We start from the raw sequence: 18,401 nt of genomic DNA, 5'->3' as shown, positions 1-18,401 counted from the left end.
ACATACCCCACTATAGTATAATAAATATATCAGAGCACCGGTAATGACTCCAACTTACTGATAGTGTTTTATGTTCAGATAATGCCCGATGACTTTGTCATGCAGCTCCACCGATTTTGAGAAAGACAGTGACTTCCTGCCCAGCCTTGCCAGATGCTGCCTCAGATTCAGGTTATGCCGCTCAATGCGCTGCGTATATCGCTTGCTGATAACGTGCAGTTCTCCCTTCAGGCGTGATTCATAAAGCGGCCAGCCATCCGTCATCCATACCACGACCTCAAAGGCCGACAGCAGGCCCAGAAGACGCTCCAGCGTGACCAACGTGCGTTCACCGAATACGTGCGCCACAACCGTCCTCCGTATCCTGTCATACGCGTAAAACAACCAGCGCTGGCGTGATTTAGCGCCGACGTAACCCCACTGTTCGTCCATTTCCGCGCAAACAATAACGTCACTGCCCGGTTGTATGCGTGAGTTTACCGACTGCGGCCTGAGTTTTTTAAGTGTCGTAAAATCGTGTTGAGGCCAACGCCCATAATGCGTGCACTGGCGCGACATCCGACGCCATTCATGGCCATATCAATAATTTTCTGGTGTGTACCGGGCTGAGAGGCGATGTAAGTGAACTGTAGCTGCCATGTTTTACGGCAGTGAGAGCAGAGATAGCGCTGATGTCCGGCAGTACTTTTACCGTTACGCACCACGCCTTCAGTAGCTGAACAGGAGGGACAGCTGATAGAAACAGAAGCCACTGGAGCACCTCAAAAACACCATCATACACTAAATCAGTAAGTTGGCACCCTTACCCTGTATAGGTACTCTCTGTTTTTCGTGGCCTGCCTCGCCCACGAATTTCGCCAGTCATGACTTTGCTCCTGCATTTTATTAACGGAAAAGAATAAGTGATTTTGCGCGGAGGCTTCAATCAGTTTATCCCCGGCGGTGACGAGGTGGCCACCTATGCCGACTGGACAGGGGACTGACTATTGCCATAACGCCATCGCAGGTTGCTTCAGTAAACCTGCTAATCCCGTACAATGGCGAATTCGCTATATCCGCTTCTCGCACTTAGCTGCCATAAATCGGCCAGGCAATCACAGGTCATTTCTGTCTCGCAAAGAAGGTGCCGTTTCTGCTTTGCGTTGACACCCCTAAATATTAGAATTAAAAGGAGAGAGTTACTGGAAAAAGGCAGCGGAGGCAGTGACAATCGTGGCTTGAAGCCACTACTCGATGGATGCGGACATGTAGTTGGCGTCATTCGACAAAACTAGCAAACTTCTAATAGTCACCATTTCTCCCGTCTGGCGGGAGTGCTGTCAAATGCCCCCCTCATCTCTGTGTGGGAAATGAAGGGTGAAGGGGAAATAGATGACAGCGTTATTTCTACGCCCAGAATACTGAATACCTTGTACAGACGATCAATACTGGCGCTAGCAGGGTTTGCTTCCAGGCGGGCATAGGTTTGCTGCGTTACGCCAAGCCTCTCAGACACATCTTTTTGCGTGAAGCCCTTGATTTTGCGAAACCCGATTAGCACAGGTCTGAGCTGGTTCAGCGTTTTTATCGGGAACTGATTATTCATAAGTGACCTGCCTCGCAGACTGAGTAGGGAGTACCGCCCTGTAATACAGCAGGTAAGGTGTATTTTGTGTTATACAGACTATAGGCTGTAAAACCTTTATTGAAAAGATGCTGATGTTCCAGGGGCATGCCGAGCATGGACGATTTTCTGCGGGGCGGTATTTCGCTACGGGGGAGATTGCGTTCGGGCAATGTACCGGTGTAAAAAACGTCAATTTTTCAAAACCGCTGTTATCGGGATAAGCTGAAAACTCCGAAGGCAGACACAGCCACGAATAATGTCAGACTTAAGCTCTGTAGCTGTCTTCTTTTGCCTGTAAATAACGTCTAGTTTGACTCTGATGAAGGCTGTACCAGGCAGAGAACATGTCACTCTCGGGGCCGGATGATAAAATGTGTTCAACTGGCTGGGCAGGGTAATAGCGAAGAACGTTCTCTGAAATTCGATTCAGCTCAGCGTAACGTGCGCTGTAGGTATGTATAATCCATTGCATCAATTTTGCATCCGTATTATTCGCAGATTACACACAAGAAGCTTAACAATGGCTGAAAGAGTGAGCAGGGATATGTAACAAAAACAAGGGCTTCAAGATGAACTGGATAAAACCGGAGCAGAGCAAGCCCTGTTCCGGTTTGTCAGGCTTTGGAATTTCTTCCAGGCCCCTGCAGCTAGTCACAACAAACACATTAATGTTTTCATTGCTTCAATTCAATATTATTGTGTGAAAGGGATTCCATCGAAATCGGCTTATGCATGCTTAAAACTAAACTGCCCCGGCTGCAGTCATTTGGTTGCTGTGGGCTCTGTACTGTGTCTAATAGTGAAAGAATCTTACGTTATAACGAAGGAAATTGCTGAATGACTCTACGATTGCAGACGGAATCACCCGCTGACCAGGATATGTTTAGAGGCAGCAGTCATGAAAAAGTTGCAGAGAATGTGGCTCAGATCATCAGGACACCTGATGTCAATATTATTGGTCTGGAAGGTGAGCTGGGTTCAGGTAAGTCAACAATATTGAAGTTCCTGCAGAAAAAGCTTAAAGATGATTTTACGTTCATTAACTTTGATGCAGAACGTTACCATCATGGCTCAACTAAAAAAGCGCTTATCGATGTCATCCACCACGGGGTCAGCCTACAATGTCCGGGCTCCCGGGATGTGTTGGATAAGTATAAAAATCTGGCTCTGGGTAACATCGTTGAATACGACAAGAGGGTCAGCAGCAGGCTAAGCTGGTTGACCGTCGTTTTTATTTTACTGTCATTGCTTTCCGTGCAGATGCTTCGTTATGTGCTAACAGACCTTAATCAATATTTTACTAACAAGGAGTCATTATTAGGGTGGCTTTTTTATGTTGAGGTGGCCGCGTTTCTTTCTCCTGCCATTATGGTCGCAGGACTGGCATGCCTGCAGAACATGGAATGGTACAGAAAGAAAGGGTATTCGAGTATTGGTGATTTGTTCAAACGCAACAGTACTGACAGGATTGAAGAGACTTGGCTAGTTAATAAGGAGGTCGGAGCTATTGAGCTGGCTGAAGCTCTGCAGGGATTTACCTCCAAAGAGGTCATTTCCCATGGAGATCGCTTCATCCTTATCATTGATAATCTGGACCGAATCAGTGCAGACAAAGTGAAAGAGCTCTGGAGTGATATGGAGCTTATTGCCGGAGCCACTCATGAACACTTCAGGATAGTGGTGCCCTATTCGGCAAGACAGGTTTCAGCCTCACTTTCTGTGGCGGGTTTCAGCGGGCGTGAGTTTATTGCAAAGCGGATTCCTGTAAGTTTTCAGGTTCCTCCTCTTATTTCGGCAGGATGGCAGGAAGCGTTAAGGCAGTACTGGAAAGAAACAGTAAATGAGGATGCAGGGATAGCGTGCCGGGAAGCAACGGTGTTGCTTGAGCGCTGGAAACCCTCTGAGTATCCTCGTATCACACCGCGATTAATGAAGAAGTTTGTTAATGATATTCATATTCTGAACCTTACCGTTCCTGCAACAGAAGATCATCGCCATATTCTTATTGCTCTCTACTTACTGGTGGTCAGATACGGGGAGCGAGATATTAAAGTATTACTTCGCGATCCCAAAGCTAGTCAGACCGAACCCGGTATTGCTCCGGATGATTTTGACGAGATGCTCTCGCTAACTTATCAACAAATATCCCGAATTTTTAATAACGATACAGAAAGATGGAGCGAATTTCTGATGAGCATCCACTATCAGTCCACGGTGGAGCTTGCCAGGAGCGAGTTGCTTGATACGCCTCTTAAAGACGCGATTGGTGCTATAAATATCCCACGGCTTGAAGAACTGACGGCCTTGTGGGGTTTCGCTGAAGCATGGCAGCGAGTGGCACCACATATTCAGATGCGAGACTGGCTGGTTTCTTATAGCCGGATGGATGAGAAGTGTCAGGCTCTCGCCGAACCGCAACTCAAAGTCGCAGTGCAAATGCTGAATCAGAGTTATGCTGTTTCACTCAGAGAAAAGAATGATGAAGGTTTCGTATTGAGTCTGCAGAAACTGATGGCTGACGGGCGGATAAGCCTAGAGCCTTTCGTCGAAAGGCAAATATCGTTTATTGTGAGTAAACTTGATGAAATTCAGGATTCAGAAAAATTGGAGGCTGAATCCACGAAGACGTTGCTGCAGGAAGCTGATTCATACTCTGTTCTGGCCGGTGAATCACTACTGAATAAAATGGAGAATTTTGTAGATGGCGTATTTTATGTGGAATACCTTGTCAATAATGAAGAGACCTTGTCAAACCTGAAAATTGGCACACTAGATATCGGAAATCACGGTCGGGAGGAGATGTTACGCTATGGAGCTGAGCAACCTCAGATAGACCTTTTTAATCCGGGAATTATCCGGCATATCAATATTGCATCGAAGGCGGTACAGAACGTAATTGGAAAGAATGATGGTACAGGTGGGGCTCAGGTTAGCTCTGCAATAATGACGCTTAAAAATCGTCAGGTTGTTGAGGACGTTATCCATTTCAGAAAAATTGTTCTGAGCCCGGACTGGAATAATAATGTTTTAAATCAATATTATCTTAATAATACGGCGACGAGGAATCTCTTCCCTGCGGAATTTGCTGCACAGGCTGTTGCTCACATGGTGCTCCATGGTAACTATGCCGGTATCGAGTCGTACAGTGAACATATTGGTGAGGAACGGTTTGACCTGGCTTTGGCTGCATATCTTCGTTATCTACGTACTGCCGAGAGTATCTTTATAGCACTTAAGGATAAAAATGTTCTGCCGTACATCAAAAATGCTGTTGGCAGGATTGTTGATTTAGGTCTTCTGGTGAATATACCTGTCCTGAGCTTTGTTAAAGGTCAGTATGACGTCATCAAAGAAGCTACAAATGCAACCTCTCTTTTAATATTTGTGCGAGAGCGTCAAAAAGCACTGTCAGAGAAAATAATTGAGTCTGATGTGAATGCTATGGGTCCAGTATTTCTCCATGACGTATATCAGTCAGGTGAGCAGTTTGATATTTTGAAGAAAAAGCTGAACGCCCTGGCATGTGGAGTATTTAGTTCTTCTGAAAGGCTTATTGAGTGTTTTACGGTTCTTCCTGTGAACATGCGCTTTATCCTTGAACAAATGCAACTTCAGGGGCAGCATATCCGGATGGAAGGTAGTGTGGGTATCTTTGCATCATGGTTCCGTGATGCAGAGCCAGACGTTGTCACAAATGCCGAGAACATTCATTTTCTGTGGTCTTGCCTCGACGATACCCAGAGAGAGACTGTACTTGATGAGTTGCACGATGTCTTACTTGAAAGACATATTCGTATTGACAGCCGTATTGCGATTATTACCCGTTTTCATAATGAGTTGTCGTTTATTGAACCTGAGAAGGCCGTTGAACGCAGGGCTATTGCGGCGCTGTTTAGCGCTTCTGTTGATAATGTATTATTGTCTCAATGGCTTGACCGTCAGACGTTTTCATTTTCATCATGGTCTCCGGAGGACGCCCGTACGGCAACGAGTTGTATAATGAATAACTCGGAGATTTTTCCTCTCATCTGCAGGAATTCACAGTATATTAAAAACAGAATGTTACCAGAGAAAGCGGACGTTACAGAAGATAGTGATACGTTTCCGGACTGAGTTCGTTCTTTAAATCCTATACCTGAAGACCACAGCGGTGGTCTTTGGGAGTTTTTTTATTGCCTGATATACATTAAGCATGTTATATCTTGCTAAGAAATAATCATTCAGGGATTAATCATAACTACTGAAGTTATGTTGTGTTCTTTTCTTTTAAAAATAAATTATTCAGATTTATTTTCTATTGATTTAATGAGGTAGGGAATGACAGAAAGTGCTTTGCTTTTGCGAGAGGCATTTAATGAATCGGTTAACTATATGACATGGTCTTTTTATTCACTGATAACTGCTTACGTTTCGATGGCTTTTTATGATAGAGTTGAGGTTAAGACCCGAATAAATAATTATCTGAATAAGTTACTTTTCGTGATTGCTATGTCCGTTTTTATCCCAAATATGTACTTTGTTTCAATGGTGTTCAGTCAGAAGTTAGGCACCGCAGCTGGCGTTGCGTCATTCATTATTGGGCTACTTTTCATGATGTTAAACTCGGCACCTGTAATTACTGGTATCGTACAGCAGCGCAAAGATTGAGTTTTATGAGTATAGTCAGTTGGGTTTTCATCTGTTTTATCAGACTTAGAAAAATGAAATCTTTCAATTCATTGATTTTAAACGCAAAAAAATTTCTAAATGATCAGAATTATAGGGTGTTCGTTTTGCACAGCAGTAGGGGTTGACCATTCAATGGAAACGCTCCTTCGAACTGACCCGGAGAAATACGGTTATCAGGCTGGCCTGAGTCGTCTTCAGCGATTTCTTTCTAAGATCCAGTACGACTGGAGCCTGCGGGATTATATCGGTCGTAAAGTGTTCGAAGGCGGATATGTGCGTCTTCAACCCAATATCTTTTCTTCGTCCCTGACTGAACGTCTTTTTCATGCCTGTTGCAGCCTTGATTATGTTGAAGCAAGACGTGCGGCAGAGCATCGCAGAAAGCTACTTTCCGGCGAGGTTGACGATACGGCTTATAACCGTCGTATGGCTGAGCCACAATTTCGGCTTGTACAGGAAGCAAACGTGATCCACGTTGATTTCCTCTGGTCGTTGCACTGTTTCAACCCTCGCCCGTTTCGGGCAATTGAGATCTATCGCAGGGTCTGGGAAGAGGCCGATCTGGACCTTCTTGAGGATGAGCCTGACATGCAGCCTGTGCCCCGTACACCAATGCCAGCTCCACTCTGGATGAAACTGCCCGGAGGCCGGTTCGGTACAGCTTATGATGGACTGACTGATACGTTGCCGCTGATGACCTATTTTGACGGGCAGGCTGACCCCAGGGCTTCACGTAGCCTAAAGACCGGAGAGAGCAGTTCTGTCGTCGTGGCATTCGAGGAAGAGGATGAGCTGACTGTTGAAGAAGATACGGCGTCCTGGATTATCTGGCATGAATACGACGGGTTACGCCAGCGCATCGCTGACGGTGAGTTTACTCCAACGACTGCTGCTCAGTATCTTCTTCGTTATGGCGCGGTCCGAATTTCAAAAGGCAAGGGCGCTGTCTATCATCGTCTCGCACAACGGGGACAAACCTTTTCCCGCCTGGGGATAGGCGACAGAGTGTCGCTTCCAGAGCTGGTTGCCAGTCGGCGTTTTAAAATACTCAGTGATTCTGCATACCGTCAGGTTGTAGCCCGGAAATTGCGTGGACAGATAAAAAAGTTCAGATTCTGGGCATGCGTAGCTGCCTGTGTTCAGTTGCACGTACACAACAAGACGGCACTCGGAGAAAGAATTTTAACGTTACTCGAAGGTGAGAGGGAACAGCAACAAGGTGCGATCCAGGCGAAGCTGAAGGCGGGAATGATGGATGCAGTTCTAACTCTGTGTAACCAGCGACTCCGGGTGAAAGAAAATACTAACCAGCCAGAGGAGTTCCGCTATTACCGTGCCGTAAGAGCTCGTTTCATGCGCCATTTATCTGAATGCCTTAAGCCAGAAAATGGCGGCGTTATCCGTGACGTTATCTGGGAACTGAGGGTGCTGAGCAGTGCTCACGGTACGACCAAAACAGGTTTTTACTATGTCGATAGCAATCGCCCGACAGCGAAAGGACTGTTAAACCGCCTTCTGATGAGGATGGTCAAGCAGGTCGTATAAGCGTCTGAAACGCGAAACACACGAAAATGGAGGGGTTATACAAAAAAAACTTAGCTTTGATCGTGATGTAATGTGGACATCATGTCCAAGCGTTGCTGCATCCAGAAAAGTAACTTTAATCCTGTTGATACAGCCCTTGCATTACCTGTTTACGCATAGCGTGGAAACGTTCTAATTAAACCAGACGAATATAAATTTAAATTAATTCACTCACCCCCGGAATCGGGGAACTAAACAAAAGGATCATCAATGCAAAATCAAAATACACCCGCTCAGGAAAAACACACCGTATACCTTTTTAATGCCGAACATGCTGACAAGACAGCCGCCAAGCAAGCCGGGAAACTCTTCACGCTGGACATTGAACACCCAATGACCCTCAACGATCTCTCGCTGCTGTGTGAGTCGGTCGCGGACGCTGTGGGAGCACCTGGCGGAATTAAATATGAAATCACAACAGAGCCTAATGGGGTTCAGGAGGAATACTGAATCAGTGTGGTGTGAGTCCATTTTAATTTGACGTTTCATGAGTTCTATCGAGAGGCTGAAGTATGACTTTGAAAATGGAAAGTTCCCGGACTTCCAAGCCTGAGGGGCCATTTGTATTAATCACTTTTGAGGGGGACGAATTTCTTTTTGATGACAGACATAATGTCGTCAAGATAAATGGCAGGCCTAAAAAAATGGATGTAAAGCGAAATTATTTTGAGTCCGATCTGGGAGAAGGGAAAGCGAAATACTGGACTTTAAATATCGAAGAGGCTCATCGGTTCAATTCGATTGATGAAGCGACAGAACAACTTTGTAAACTGAGTCGCCCTCATCTGATCAAAATTCGCAAAGTTGAGGGGGTATCTGAATGACCAAAGAGATGTTTTTACGCATTTTAAATGAGGCACAGGCTCGTGTGGATAACGATTCGCTTCCGCTTGATGTTCGTATCCGGTCACGCACCACGGTAAATGATTGCGTCATCCGGGCAGATAAAGAGGGGTGGCCTATTGAGTATAAACAGAAGGTCTGGGTAGATGCAGTCAGTGGCTGTTATCTTTAGCGGTTACTTAAGCCAGTTCCTGTGCCCGTGAGCTTAGTAAAGGCGGAAAATGATATGGTCAAGGTGATAAATATCAACGGGAATTTAGTTGAATTACCTGAGCCCTCAGCAAAGTTATCCAAAGCTGAATCACCTGATGGTAGGTTCTCAAAACCTAAAAATAAGATCTCTAAAATACAGCGAGCTGAGCTGCGAATGAAATTTGGGGGGCGTTGTGCCTATTGTGGTTGCAAGCTTCCTGAAAAAGGGTGGCATGCCGATCATGTTGAGCCTGTTCGACGCGACTTTGAACTGGTGAGAGCCCCTGTCGGCAGCGGCGTAACTCATGTTGCCCGAAGTACGGGTAAGGTTATGCACCCTGAACTGCATGCTATAGAAAACTTATTTCCATCATGCGCCCCCTGCAACCTTTTTAAAGGAGCTTTTAGTGTTGAAGGAATGAGAAAAGAAATTACCAAACAGGTTGAACGGGCTCGCGCATATAGCGTGAATTTCCGTACCGCAGAACGTTTTGGGTTGCTTCATATTGTAGAAAAACCGGTCGTCTTCTGGTTTGAGCAGTATAACGAACAGAAACAAAACGAATAATTTCTGTGAAACATAAAAGAAGTTAATCAGCAGTGGTTTACTAATTAAAGAGTGATTTAAATATTTTGATGCTGCTGAGGAGCTGCCTGGTATATCCTTCAAAGGAGAAAATGATGTATCTGCATCTTGTGCCCCGTATTCTTCACCATATGAAAAACAAGTGTACTCTCGTGTCAGTTTCTGTACCTGAATTGTCACTTGAGCTTAAAGCTGATTCGCTGGTGGCAATGAAACCTTATCCCAACAAGTCCTACCACGTTGTCATGTTGAAGGGGCGACGTGCATTAAATGGCTTTCTGGTAAAAAGCCCACGGACTTTAACTGAGTTCACAATGATAACAATCTGGGAAATTGAAGGCTTTGGAAAAATTAGTCATACCGTAAAAACGCTCGTTCAGGACAAAGACTATGACTTGGTCTCCCATGATGTCCTTTTGGCACATGCATACCATCAGAGGGAGGAAGAATTGGGGTACCGTGTACATCCATCCTATGACAGTCTAGCTCCCGTCGATTTTGAACCAACAATGCAGTCAAGGTACATAAAGGAATCCGATCTTTCCCACGACGTATGGGAAACCTATTCATGGGGGGAATTGCTGCGTTCGCGTGAAGAGACATTTCTGGCGATGACCATGTCATCTGCTCGTTTAAGCCATCCAGCATTCATCAGAGGAAACCGACTTCCTCAAACTGACCAGGCCATCATTATCAGTTCGTAACGACCTTTTATTCTTTTTGATGCCAGGCGAGTCTCCTTTTGCCTGGCCACTTTGATTTATTGCCTGGGAGTAACCTATGGATGAGCAAGATATTCTCCGCGTTATAAACGGCCGTGAGATTGATGCTTCTGACCTCCTGGAAGAAGCTATGCCGAACGCAGCCCGACGCTTTTATCGTTTAACTAACAGCATGAACAAATTGCTTTAGGAGGTCAGGGAGCACTTTCCTGACGCGATGTATTACTCTGCCAGCGGAACGGTAAGCCTGCTGTTGGGGAGCAGCCACGACAACAATGACCATCCGGTTAGAGAAATGGTCGCTGTAAGGTCACCAGATCTAAACATTGAAGGCGGTGATTGGTAGGTCAAGCAGGGGATCTATGTGCACTTCATGTCCTAACTTCATCCAGTGCTGAATTCAGTGCACAGACAGTAGGGGACTTCTCCTTTAATCAGAATGGCAAAGGGTTACGTGAGGATCAGATTCTATTTTTTTGCCTCGAAAACGGATAAACCCAGGTTTTGGCGCTTTAACCGAAAAATCAGCAGAACGGTAAATGATAGGCTGTCATGGATAACCATTTTGAGGCAAAAATGAACGTTTCAACTGACAGCAGCAACATATCGATAGCAGAACTCAAAGAAGAATTTATACCCGGTCTTCTGCTTAATGCTGGGGCAATAAGCCATTACGGCGACTCGGCTTTATCTTCGAAGGCTATGGATAAGTATTCAAATCTTCTGGAGAAAGACGCAGTTACCGCTTTATCAGGAGCCTTGAACCGTATCGTAAGTGCCTTAGCGGAGGCAGATCCACGTTCTATCAGTAGCAATCCATCCTGGTTTTCCCGCTTTACGGGCAAACACCTTGAAAAGCGCGTTCGTTACCAACACGCACGTGAGAAGGTGGAAAATCTTATTAATGAGGGGAACGGATATCTGACACATGTGAATGAGACGCTACTGGCTTTAGAAGAGCTGCTTGAAACATATGTGTCAGAAATCAAACGCCTTAAAATTTTTATCCAGGCAGGCCATGAGTTCCTTAGGGATTCTACCGAAGAAAAAAATAGTGACGATCTAAGCCTTGTCTTCGATAAACCGAGGGAAAGATTTGCCAGACGTTTAGCTAACCTGGCAACACTGCTTGCGTCTCATGAAATGGCCGCCATGCAGATGGAAATCACTCGCGGGACTTGTATAGATATTGCTGACCGCTTTAACGAAACTATAAAAGTCCTGGTTCCAGTATGGCGGCAACACACACTTTCGCTGTTATCAGTAAATAACACTGACCCTACGATTGTTAGAAAAGCTAATCAGGCCCACGAGGCTCTTCTAAAAAGCCTGCGACAAAATTTAGAGGGATTCCAAAAATGATTAATAATTTGACCACCAAAACTGAGGTTGTTGCTTTTACTTTGACTTCCGCTGAACTGGAAAAGTTCGGGCTGAATGAGCAAGATGAACAAGAGATTAAAGCCGTCGCGGAATGCATTAATGCCGATGATCCAGGAACAGTTTATCGTTTTGGCCGGGCAATGGGGGAAAACACTGCTAATTATGCGGATAGCCTGCTTGAGCAAATTCGCAATAAAGATTTAGACGAAGCCGGGAGCAAATTAACTGAAATTATCAACCTTGCAAGAAATGTAAACATCTCGAACTTAACTGAAAGTCGTTCAAATCTGCCAGTTATTGGCCCTTTGTTGGATAAAATCCGCACCCGTGGGAAGAATTTCGCCGCACAGTTTGAATCAACTCGTGAACAAATCGATGCTCTGGTTTCAGAGGTTTCAGTTACACAGAATAGCCTCGGTTCTAATAATATTTCGCTCCAGCAAATGTTTGATGAAGTCGTTAAAGAACACCACTTAACAGGTGTACATATTGCTGCCGGTAAATTAAGGCTGGGAGAATTACAATTAAAAGCAGAAAATCTCAGAGCTAATGTTGGTAACAATCCTGCTAAGTTCCAGGAAGTATCTGATCTGGATACGCTAATTGCTAATTTAGAAAAACGTATTGGCGATTTAGTTGTTTCTCAGCAGTCTGCTATGCAAGTATTGCCAATGGTACGGATTATACAGGCAAATAACCAAAGTCTTATCGACAAGTTTCATAGCGTCAAAGAGGTTACTGTCCCTAATTTCAAGCGTCAGTTTCTGTTAGCCATTTCTCTAAATGGACAGCGTAACGCTGTAAATCTTGCCAATGATATCGATAATGCCAACAATGAGTTACTCCGTAGTAATGCAAAATTACTGCATCGCAATGCAGTAGAAACTATGAAAGCAAACCAACGGCTGGTTATTGATATAAGCACCCTTAAAGAGGTGCAGGATACGCTTATCCAGACGGTTGGCGATGTTGTTAAAATCCAGAGAGAAGGGGCTATTAAGCTCAGGGAAACAGAAAAACAGGTTCTTGCCATGCGTGAGAATTTGCGCACCCGACTGACACAAAAAGGGGTAGATCATGGTGCGTAACCTTAAGAGTAGTGACGATTTTTCCCGTGAACTGTCATTTCTTTTTCACCGGTCTATAAAGATTAGAAATTCAGGTTTCGCGATATTTGGTGCGGGCCTGCTGATAATGATTTTTGGTCTTTGCTTGTGGTTGCTGTCATTACACCTCTCACCTTCAGTTCTGGACTTTGATATTGATGTGCCCTTGTCATTCTTCAATTCATCTGAAGGTGAAGATAAGTTAGTGGTTTCGGATTTTGGCGATGCATTTGGAGGCTTCCTAACTACATATTCTAAGTTGCTATTAGGGATTATGGGGCTATTAGTAGTTTCTTCAACTGCCTTTAAAATTTTAAAGGGGGAGGAAATAGGTGAGATATTCCCGATGCTTCTAATTGCTGGCGCTTTTCTTATCGGCTTGTCAGTTTTTACATCTGCTTTAGGTTCGGAAGAGACTGATGCCACTTCAGCTTCGACTGTAAAGGTTATCAAGAAATATGTAAAACATGAAAAATACGATAAACTTGTCGCATATTTAAATGATAGTAATTGGCCCTCAGGCGAAGAGGTATCTGTAAACTATTTAAAGGCGCAACTACATATAAAACTCGGCAAGCCAGATGTGAAGTTAACACAGAATGTTGTTAGGGCGTATATGTCTGGTGTATTACAGTCAAATATTCCCGTGAAAGTTCGTTATGCATTGGAAAAGACAGCTTTAGATAAATCCGTCTCACCACTTGCGATTCGTTATGAGCAAAAACGTATGTCTAAATCACATACCTTTTCAAAAGCGTCGGTTAATTGTCTTAAAGTAGGTAGTCCCGTCGCATTCGTTGGCGTTTTGTTCGCTCTTCTTGGTATAAAAATCAGGCGGCGAGTCAGATTCTTAGAATCAAATTGAATGAAAGCCCGGTACGCTGGGCTTTTTTATTCAGTAACTTTTATCAAATATGTAGTAATTTACCGGAATCTGCTTCTCCAGCTTGTTAGCTGAAAAGCTTACTCAAGTATAATAATCTACTTCTGATTATGTTTTTTATGGTTTTATTTTTACACAACTTATTAAGGATACATGATGTGTAACTTTACTCCTGTTCAAATTATTGCTGATTATATACTGAGGTTTCTTAAAAATAATACTGATGCCAAGCTTTATGAGGCAATGCAGCGTCTTGAAAAGAAAATTGGTCAGTTTGTCGCTGATGGGGTTGATGAACATCAATTACGCTCTTCATTAAGCAAAGTCTGTCGATCTCGTTCCAGGGCGGCTCTTAAAGAGGAGTGTGAACAACTCATTCCATAAAAAGAACATCATACGGGAAAGTTACTTTAACGGTGAATGGCTCGCTTCTGGCGGTTTAAGTTGACGGCCATTCCTACCATAGCCATCATAAAGTATGATTAGCATTCGAGTGTGGCACTACTAATTTTAATGGGCTACGCATTCAGTCTCCACCTCTCTAACTATAAAGGTTCTTTTCATGTCCAATAGCTTCGATAAGCCGCAAACGCTCCCGGTACATAATTCTGATGCCGAACCCTTTTTTCCGAAAAACCTTGGTCCATTTATCGAGCAGGTATCCGGAAGGGATCTGGCAATGCTCACAGAATCAGAGAAGGAAAAACTTGCGCACCTGATCAGAACTGGGCGTAAATATGGAGTTTCTGTCGCTATCGTTCCTGATACAGATTCTGCTGAGCTTCATGAATTACTGTCTAATGCCGATTCCATTGAAAGGCAGTTTTCCATCTATGAACGCATCCAGACGAAGATTGCGTTCACGCGGTGTCAGGAAGCATAAACAAAGTGAGAAATACAACTACGTGGTATGACGTAGAACATATTGAAATCACCACAGGCGAGCGAGGCGGCAGGATATGGGTGCTGAAGCTCTCCTGTGGCCATACAGTATTTCGCCGAATACCTCCTATACGTCTTCATAACCTCACAGCTTTTTCTCTGCGGGAGCCCCCAGAAAAATGTCGGTGCTCTCTTTGCAATTCAAGTCCATAATAAAGCCTTTTTAAAGGCCACAAACTGCATATCACTGGATAAATCATCCTCTACAGCGTTCATTCTTAAACGCAAAATTTATATTTCATTCATTCTATTTTAAAAGCGTTATAAAAGACGGAATCCTATTTAGTCTGTTTGATGCTTAAATCATCTTCAGTGCCTTTTATCTTTTACCCAGCGACTTTAACATTAACCTGAGCAGAAAACTTGTTTTCAAACTAAGTTCGAAAACTTTCTGCTCAGGTTATTAGCCGGGTAAGCCACTTTGTTATATTTGTTTCATGTTAACAGAGGAGGCGATATGCAAATTGAAAAGGTGATGTCATTACTTGAAGTGCTTTCAAGCTGGCTTGAAGATAACATCAATATGGATTCTGAAATTATCTTTGATAATGACGAAGATAATACCAACTCAGAAATTCTGTATCCTGCTGTAGAAAAGGCTAATGCCGTTTTGCGCAAAATGGCATCTTTATCTTCAGATTCTGTTCATGCAATTCGACAGCGCTTGCAGCTTGCCGTAGAAGGCAAAGCTGAATTGTCCCTCAAGGATGTGGGAGAGCTTCTGCTGGCAACAAAGTATCTGATGTTGTCCACTGAAGAGGGAGAGTAAGCCTGTGACCACTCTCGTATTTGAAATGGCAGATATCAATAAACTGATCGAAGAAATTCGCACCGCAAAAACGTTTTCGGTCACCCCAGATCAGATCTATGACCCGGCATGCTATCCGGGGGGAGCCCTCCTTAACGCTGAGGGACAGACTGAAGAAGAGGCGCGTAAAGCTGGTAGGGTTTTCTTTCCCTCATCCTCAAAAATTGCCAGCACACATCTGGTGCCAAAAGTGCTTCTCGCGCACAGTCATGGTGTATACCTGATCACTAATGCTGAGCTTGAGGGCTCTCCCGCATCCCGCGATACTGTGGCTTACGCCCAGGGGATGAATCCAAAACTGGATGAGGACTGGGATTACGCTTGTGATGCCGCTTTGGGTGGGTCTGATTGTAGCTATACCATTCCCGTTGAGTGGCTGGAGTTAGCGGTAGAGCAGGGTTTTCAGGAGTTTCGACTTCGAATGAGTGAAACCAATATCAAACTTGTCAGCAAATAGTATGTCCTTGCTGTATCCAGTCAAACATTGTCCGCCAGTCGAGCTGCTGGCGGATTGTTTTATATAAGGCCGGGAAGGTATGTCAGGTTTAAGCAGTTCCGCCCAGAAGCTTACAAGGGCGCAGATTTACGTGTTAAGACGGATGGCATCCGGCACGATCTATGATATCTCTGGCAATTTCAGACGGGCCAGAGAACGGCGTACGTTTATGGGGAATCCTGATGATGTGACGTGCAGGAGCTCTCCGGTCCTGTTCCGGCTGGGCCTCGTGGAGTTATGCCAGCCAGTAAGGCATCTGGAGCCAGGTTTATACTATCGGCTCAAGTTGAGCTCCTCAGGGCATGAAGCTCTTAAGGCGAACGCACACCTCTAACATTTGAGATAGTTCGTTCGCAGCCAGGAAAGTAACTTTCATCTCAAGTGTGACCCTTACTACCTCATTTATGAGTAAAACCCCCCTCTGATATGTCGAAAATGCTCATTTATACGAAAATAGTTTCTCTTCAGGTGTGATGTAATTACTGAGAATTCTCCCTGAATGGAAGGCAACCGATGAAAATGTTTTTTACCCCTTATGTTCGTATCGTTTTCTATTTTTGCGCATTGATTTTTATTGTTTACAGTTTCAGTGATTTTTTCCAGGGCGTCCCTGACAGCACCTTCTTCAGTGCGGTCATCACGCTACTTGTTATCGGAACCATTGTTGCCCGGCATCTGGATCGCAAAAAATCTCTCAAATATACTTCACAGATTTAAGTTTCCACTCAGGCCACTCTCGGGTGGCTTTTATAATTTAATAAGGACCGGTTCATGCATAACCACGAAATTCAGACCATTGCTATATTTAGTGCCCAGTATAAAAACATCGAAGATGCTGAAAATGCAGGTGCTTTATATTCAGTAGATATTGAATATCCGATGACACTAAATGATTTATCGCGGCTTTGCGACTCTATTGCCGAAGCAGTAGGTGTGCCTGGCGGCGTCAAATACCAGTTCGTGTCCCAGCCGGAAGCGCATGAAACCAGCTTCTGATAACCAGTAACCAAACTGCCTAAAAGCAGGTGCAAAGCCATGAAACAAACAAAGTCTTCTATGTCACGTATTGTGCAGCTGTACGACGGGAGCCGATACGGAAACTGCGAGCAGGCTGATAACGAAGGAGAGCTTTTTACGGTGGTGTTGAATAAGCCTTCGCAGATCGATGACATCCGTAAAATCGTAGACACAACCGCCGAAGTACTTGGCAAAGCTTTGCCAGTACTCCTCTTTTAAAGCTTACATCCGTGAAGGATAATTACGGTCTTACTACTTTCAGTTTTTCATTCCAGTGCCGTCCATTTTAATTTATCGATTTTAAGCGGTCGGCGCTATTTCATTGTTTCTTTTCCGACTGTAATTCCTTATATATAGGAATATTTCAAAGAATTTATCTCAGGTTATTTGTGGCGTGGTGCCAGTTGTTATAATGATTCCACATAATCTGGAGAGTCAATCATGATCACATCTCTAATGAATTTCCGCGATTTAACCGGAGAGGCAGTCATCCAGGCGCGGCAATGCGTTATTAATGCTGAGATCGAAGCGGCCCGGGAAAAGGTAATTCATGCTCGTTCGTTATTCAAAGCGGGTATACATAATGTTGTAAACGGTAGTTCTGGCATTAAGGCTGCGGCAGCACATTTTCTGGTGATAAAACGTTTACAGACTGACACTCGGTATCTGGACGCGGTTATCACTGATAACCTTTGCATGTTTTCTCCTGAGGGTTATCTGTATCTGTTTATGCAACAACGTTATTTCCTATAAAACAATGGGTTAGGTAAGTATCTTTCCATTAAAAACATTAAAAAGGTGACTTGATGAAACCATTTGGACTTGCCGGAAAACCCCGGCCCGAACCTTGCGGCTGCTGCTGGTATACCCGTGAGGACTGCCCTTACGTCAGCGCAAAACAGATCTATCGCCGCAGGCAGCGCAAGGCAGAACGCCAGCGTCAGCGCAGCACCATTGTGATGGCCGTTTCTGAATTTCGCTGACCTCTTCTGGAAATATCATTTTTTCTCCAGAAGAATTTTAAAATAAAGGGAAATCTTTTCACGGGTATCTGATGTTTATTGTTTATGGTAAATTGCGCCACATTAATTGTTTGTGGCGCAGTTCGTGATGGCTTAAGGATATAATATGAAAATCAGCCAGCTGGAATCCGGGATGCAGGTTTGGTCTGTAACCCGTACCAAAATGGGAAATACCACCATTTCAACGGTCATTGTCCACCCCGTTGTCATTATTGAAATTCATGATAACCATGTGATTGCTCGCTGGAACGGCAATGCACCACGTCGGTTTGGAGAAACGGCTATCAGGGGCTGGAAGAAGGAGAAGCCACTGCTTGTCCGTGAGCCTTTCGGAAATGTTCGTCTGGCCACCCGGGCTGAAAAAACCGCTATGCAGGAAAAAGAGTAATACCCCCTTTTAGCACCCACAATTTCACCGTCCATCTGCCTTTAACCTTGCCTGTTATTAACGGAATCCTTTCTGACTGGGCGGATCCCACGCATAACCTGAACTGTTGGCTAACCGTCTTACAGCCAAATTCCCTCCTTTATCTGGCAGGAGTG

The 18,401-nt window shown here is 44.4% G+C and carries 23 protein-coding genes; 21 read left to right on the top strand and 2 right to left on the bottom strand.

Translation table 11 applies throughout. The features are described from left to right. Positions 1 to 54: 54 nt before the first annotated feature. A protein-coding gene (locus ACOTX5_RS19800; RefSeq protein ID WP_223479951.1) for an IS1 family transposase occupies positions 55 to 752 on the bottom strand; the annotation gives its coding sequence in 2 pieces (ribosomal slippage) (positions 55 to 503 and positions 503 to 752; 699 coding nt in all). A gap of 536 nt (positions 753 to 1,288) precedes the next feature. Next, a complete protein-coding gene (locus ACOTX5_RS19795) occupies positions 1,289 to 1,585 on the bottom strand; it encodes a helix-turn-helix transcriptional regulator (protein WP_017384073.1) in 297 nt (98 codons plus the stop codon). An 858-nt stretch (positions 1,586 to 2,443) separates the two neighbouring features. Between ACOTX5_RS19795 and ACOTX5_RS19790 the strand changes: the two genes are divergently transcribed. The 21 genes from ACOTX5_RS19790 (at position 2,444) to ACOTX5_RS19690 (ending at position 18,246) form a co-directional block, all read left to right on the top strand. Beyond that, entirely contained in the window at positions 2,444 to 5,719 is a 3,276-nt protein-coding gene (locus tag ACOTX5_RS19790; RefSeq protein ID WP_021242119.1) for a P-loop NTPase fold protein, read from the top strand. A gap of 204 nt (positions 5,720 to 5,923) precedes the next feature. Then, complete coding sequence (locus ACOTX5_RS19785) at positions 5,924 to 6,253, top strand: hypothetical protein (protein WP_000140246.1); 330 nt, start codon at positions 5,924 to 5,926, stop codon at positions 6,251 to 6,253. Positions 6,254 to 6,406: 153 nt separating this feature from the next. Then, positions 6,407 to 7,819, top strand: coding sequence for a hypothetical protein (locus ACOTX5_RS19780; RefSeq protein WP_022646499.1), 1,413 nt, complete (start codon positions 6,407 to 6,409; stop codon positions 7,817 to 7,819). Positions 7,820 to 8,068: 249 nt separating this feature from the next. Then, positions 8,069 to 8,308: a hypothetical protein gene (locus tag ACOTX5_RS19775; protein ID WP_001180999.1), complete on the top strand. Its 240-nt coding sequence runs from the start codon at positions 8,069 to 8,071 to the stop codon at positions 8,306 to 8,308. 62 nt (positions 8,309 to 8,370) lie between these two features. Then, entirely contained in the window at positions 8,371 to 8,682 is a 312-nt protein-coding gene (locus ACOTX5_RS19770) for a hypothetical protein (protein WP_000172888.1), read from the top strand. Further along, positions 8,679 to 8,873: a hypothetical protein gene (locus ACOTX5_RS19765; protein ID WP_000159617.1), complete on the top strand. Its 195-nt coding sequence runs from the start codon at positions 8,679 to 8,681 to the stop codon at positions 8,871 to 8,873. The genes ACOTX5_RS19770 and ACOTX5_RS19765 overlap by 4 nt, the downstream gene beginning before the upstream one ends. 54 nt (positions 8,874 to 8,927) lie before the next feature. Beyond that, positions 8,928 to 9,461 (top strand): HNH endonuclease, encoded by a 534-nt coding sequence (locus ACOTX5_RS19760; protein ID WP_000241452.1) that lies wholly within the window; start codon positions 8,928 to 8,930, stop codon positions 9,459 to 9,461. Between the two features lie 110 nt (positions 9,462 to 9,571). Beyond that, the gene (locus ACOTX5_RS19755) at positions 9,572 to 10,183 is read left to right on the top strand and encodes a DUF6012 family protein (protein WP_001371923.1); all 612 of its coding nucleotides are present in this window, start codon (positions 9,572 to 9,574) and stop codon (positions 10,181 to 10,183) included. A 570-nt stretch (positions 10,184 to 10,753) separates the two neighbouring features. After that, a complete protein-coding gene (locus tag ACOTX5_RS19750; protein ID WP_000368643.1) occupies positions 10,754 to 11,563 on the top strand; it encodes a toxic anion resistance protein in 810 nt (269 codons plus the stop codon). Beyond that, positions 11,560 to 12,672 (top strand): toxic anion resistance protein, encoded by a 1,113-nt coding sequence (locus ACOTX5_RS19745; protein ID WP_000609386.1) that lies wholly within the window; start codon positions 11,560 to 11,562, stop codon positions 12,670 to 12,672. The genes ACOTX5_RS19750 and ACOTX5_RS19745 overlap by 4 nt, the downstream gene beginning before the upstream one ends. Further along, positions 12,662 to 13,555: a hypothetical protein gene (locus tag ACOTX5_RS19740; RefSeq protein ID WP_000252081.1), complete on the top strand. Its 894-nt coding sequence runs from the start codon at positions 12,662 to 12,664 to the stop codon at positions 13,553 to 13,555. Before ACOTX5_RS19745 ends, ACOTX5_RS19740 begins: the two co-directional genes overlap by 11 nt. A 174-nt stretch (positions 13,556 to 13,729) precedes the next feature. Then, positions 13,730 to 13,957 (top strand): hypothetical protein, encoded by a 228-nt coding sequence (locus ACOTX5_RS19735; RefSeq protein ID WP_000336109.1) that lies wholly within the window; start codon positions 13,730 to 13,732, stop codon positions 13,955 to 13,957. Between the two features lie 178 nt (positions 13,958 to 14,135). Continuing rightward, a complete protein-coding gene (locus tag ACOTX5_RS19730) occupies positions 14,136 to 14,456 on the top strand; it encodes a hypothetical protein (protein WP_000071366.1) in 321 nt (106 codons plus the stop codon). A 516-nt stretch (positions 14,457 to 14,972) separates the two neighbouring features. Further along, positions 14,973 to 15,284 carry a DUF957 domain-containing protein gene (locus ACOTX5_RS19725; protein WP_001165367.1) on the top strand — a complete coding sequence of 104 codons (312 nt, stop codon included), beginning with the start codon at positions 14,973 to 14,975 and terminating at the stop codon, positions 15,282 to 15,284. Positions 15,285 to 15,288: 4 nt separating this feature from the next. Next, the gene (locus tag ACOTX5_RS19720) at positions 15,289 to 15,780 is read left to right on the top strand and encodes a DUF3085 domain-containing protein (protein WP_001371932.1); all 492 of its coding nucleotides are present in this window, start codon (positions 15,289 to 15,291) and stop codon (positions 15,778 to 15,780) included. A 552-nt stretch (positions 15,781 to 16,332) separates the two neighbouring features. Further along, positions 16,333 to 16,536 carry a hypothetical protein gene (locus ACOTX5_RS19715; protein WP_000781547.1) on the top strand — a complete coding sequence of 68 codons (204 nt, stop codon included), beginning with the start codon at positions 16,333 to 16,335 and terminating at the stop codon, positions 16,534 to 16,536. Positions 16,537 to 16,590: 54 nt separating this feature from the next. Next, entirely contained in the window at positions 16,591 to 16,815 is a 225-nt protein-coding gene (locus ACOTX5_RS19710; protein WP_000551490.1) for a hypothetical protein, read from the top strand. Between the two features lie 39 nt (positions 16,816 to 16,854). Beyond that, positions 16,855 to 17,055, top strand: coding sequence for a hypothetical protein (locus ACOTX5_RS19705; RefSeq protein ID WP_000814953.1), 201 nt, complete (start codon positions 16,855 to 16,857; stop codon positions 17,053 to 17,055). A 222-nt stretch (positions 17,056 to 17,277) separates the two neighbouring features. Continuing rightward, a complete protein-coding gene (locus ACOTX5_RS19700) occupies positions 17,278 to 17,589 on the top strand; it encodes a hypothetical protein (protein ID WP_000633161.1) in 312 nt (103 codons plus the stop codon). 53 nt (positions 17,590 to 17,642) lie between these two features. After that, complete coding sequence (locus ACOTX5_RS19695; RefSeq protein WP_000802040.1) at positions 17,643 to 17,819, top strand: hypothetical protein; 177 nt, start codon at positions 17,643 to 17,645, stop codon at positions 17,817 to 17,819. 145 nt (positions 17,820 to 17,964) lie between these two features. Beyond that, positions 17,965 to 18,246, top strand: coding sequence for a hypothetical protein (locus ACOTX5_RS19690; protein ID WP_000703842.1), 282 nt, complete (start codon positions 17,965 to 17,967; stop codon positions 18,244 to 18,246). Positions 18,247 to 18,401: the final 155 nt, after the last annotated feature.

The sequence above is a fragment of the Enterobacter cloacae complex sp. IR5441 genome (assembly GCF_049238215.1).
Classification (GTDB): domain Bacteria; phylum Pseudomonadota; class Gammaproteobacteria; order Enterobacterales; family Enterobacteriaceae; genus Enterobacter; species Enterobacter hormaechei_C.
The sequence above is the reverse complement of the archived record's forward strand: the minus strand, read 5'-3'. Positions and strand labels throughout refer to the sequence as shown.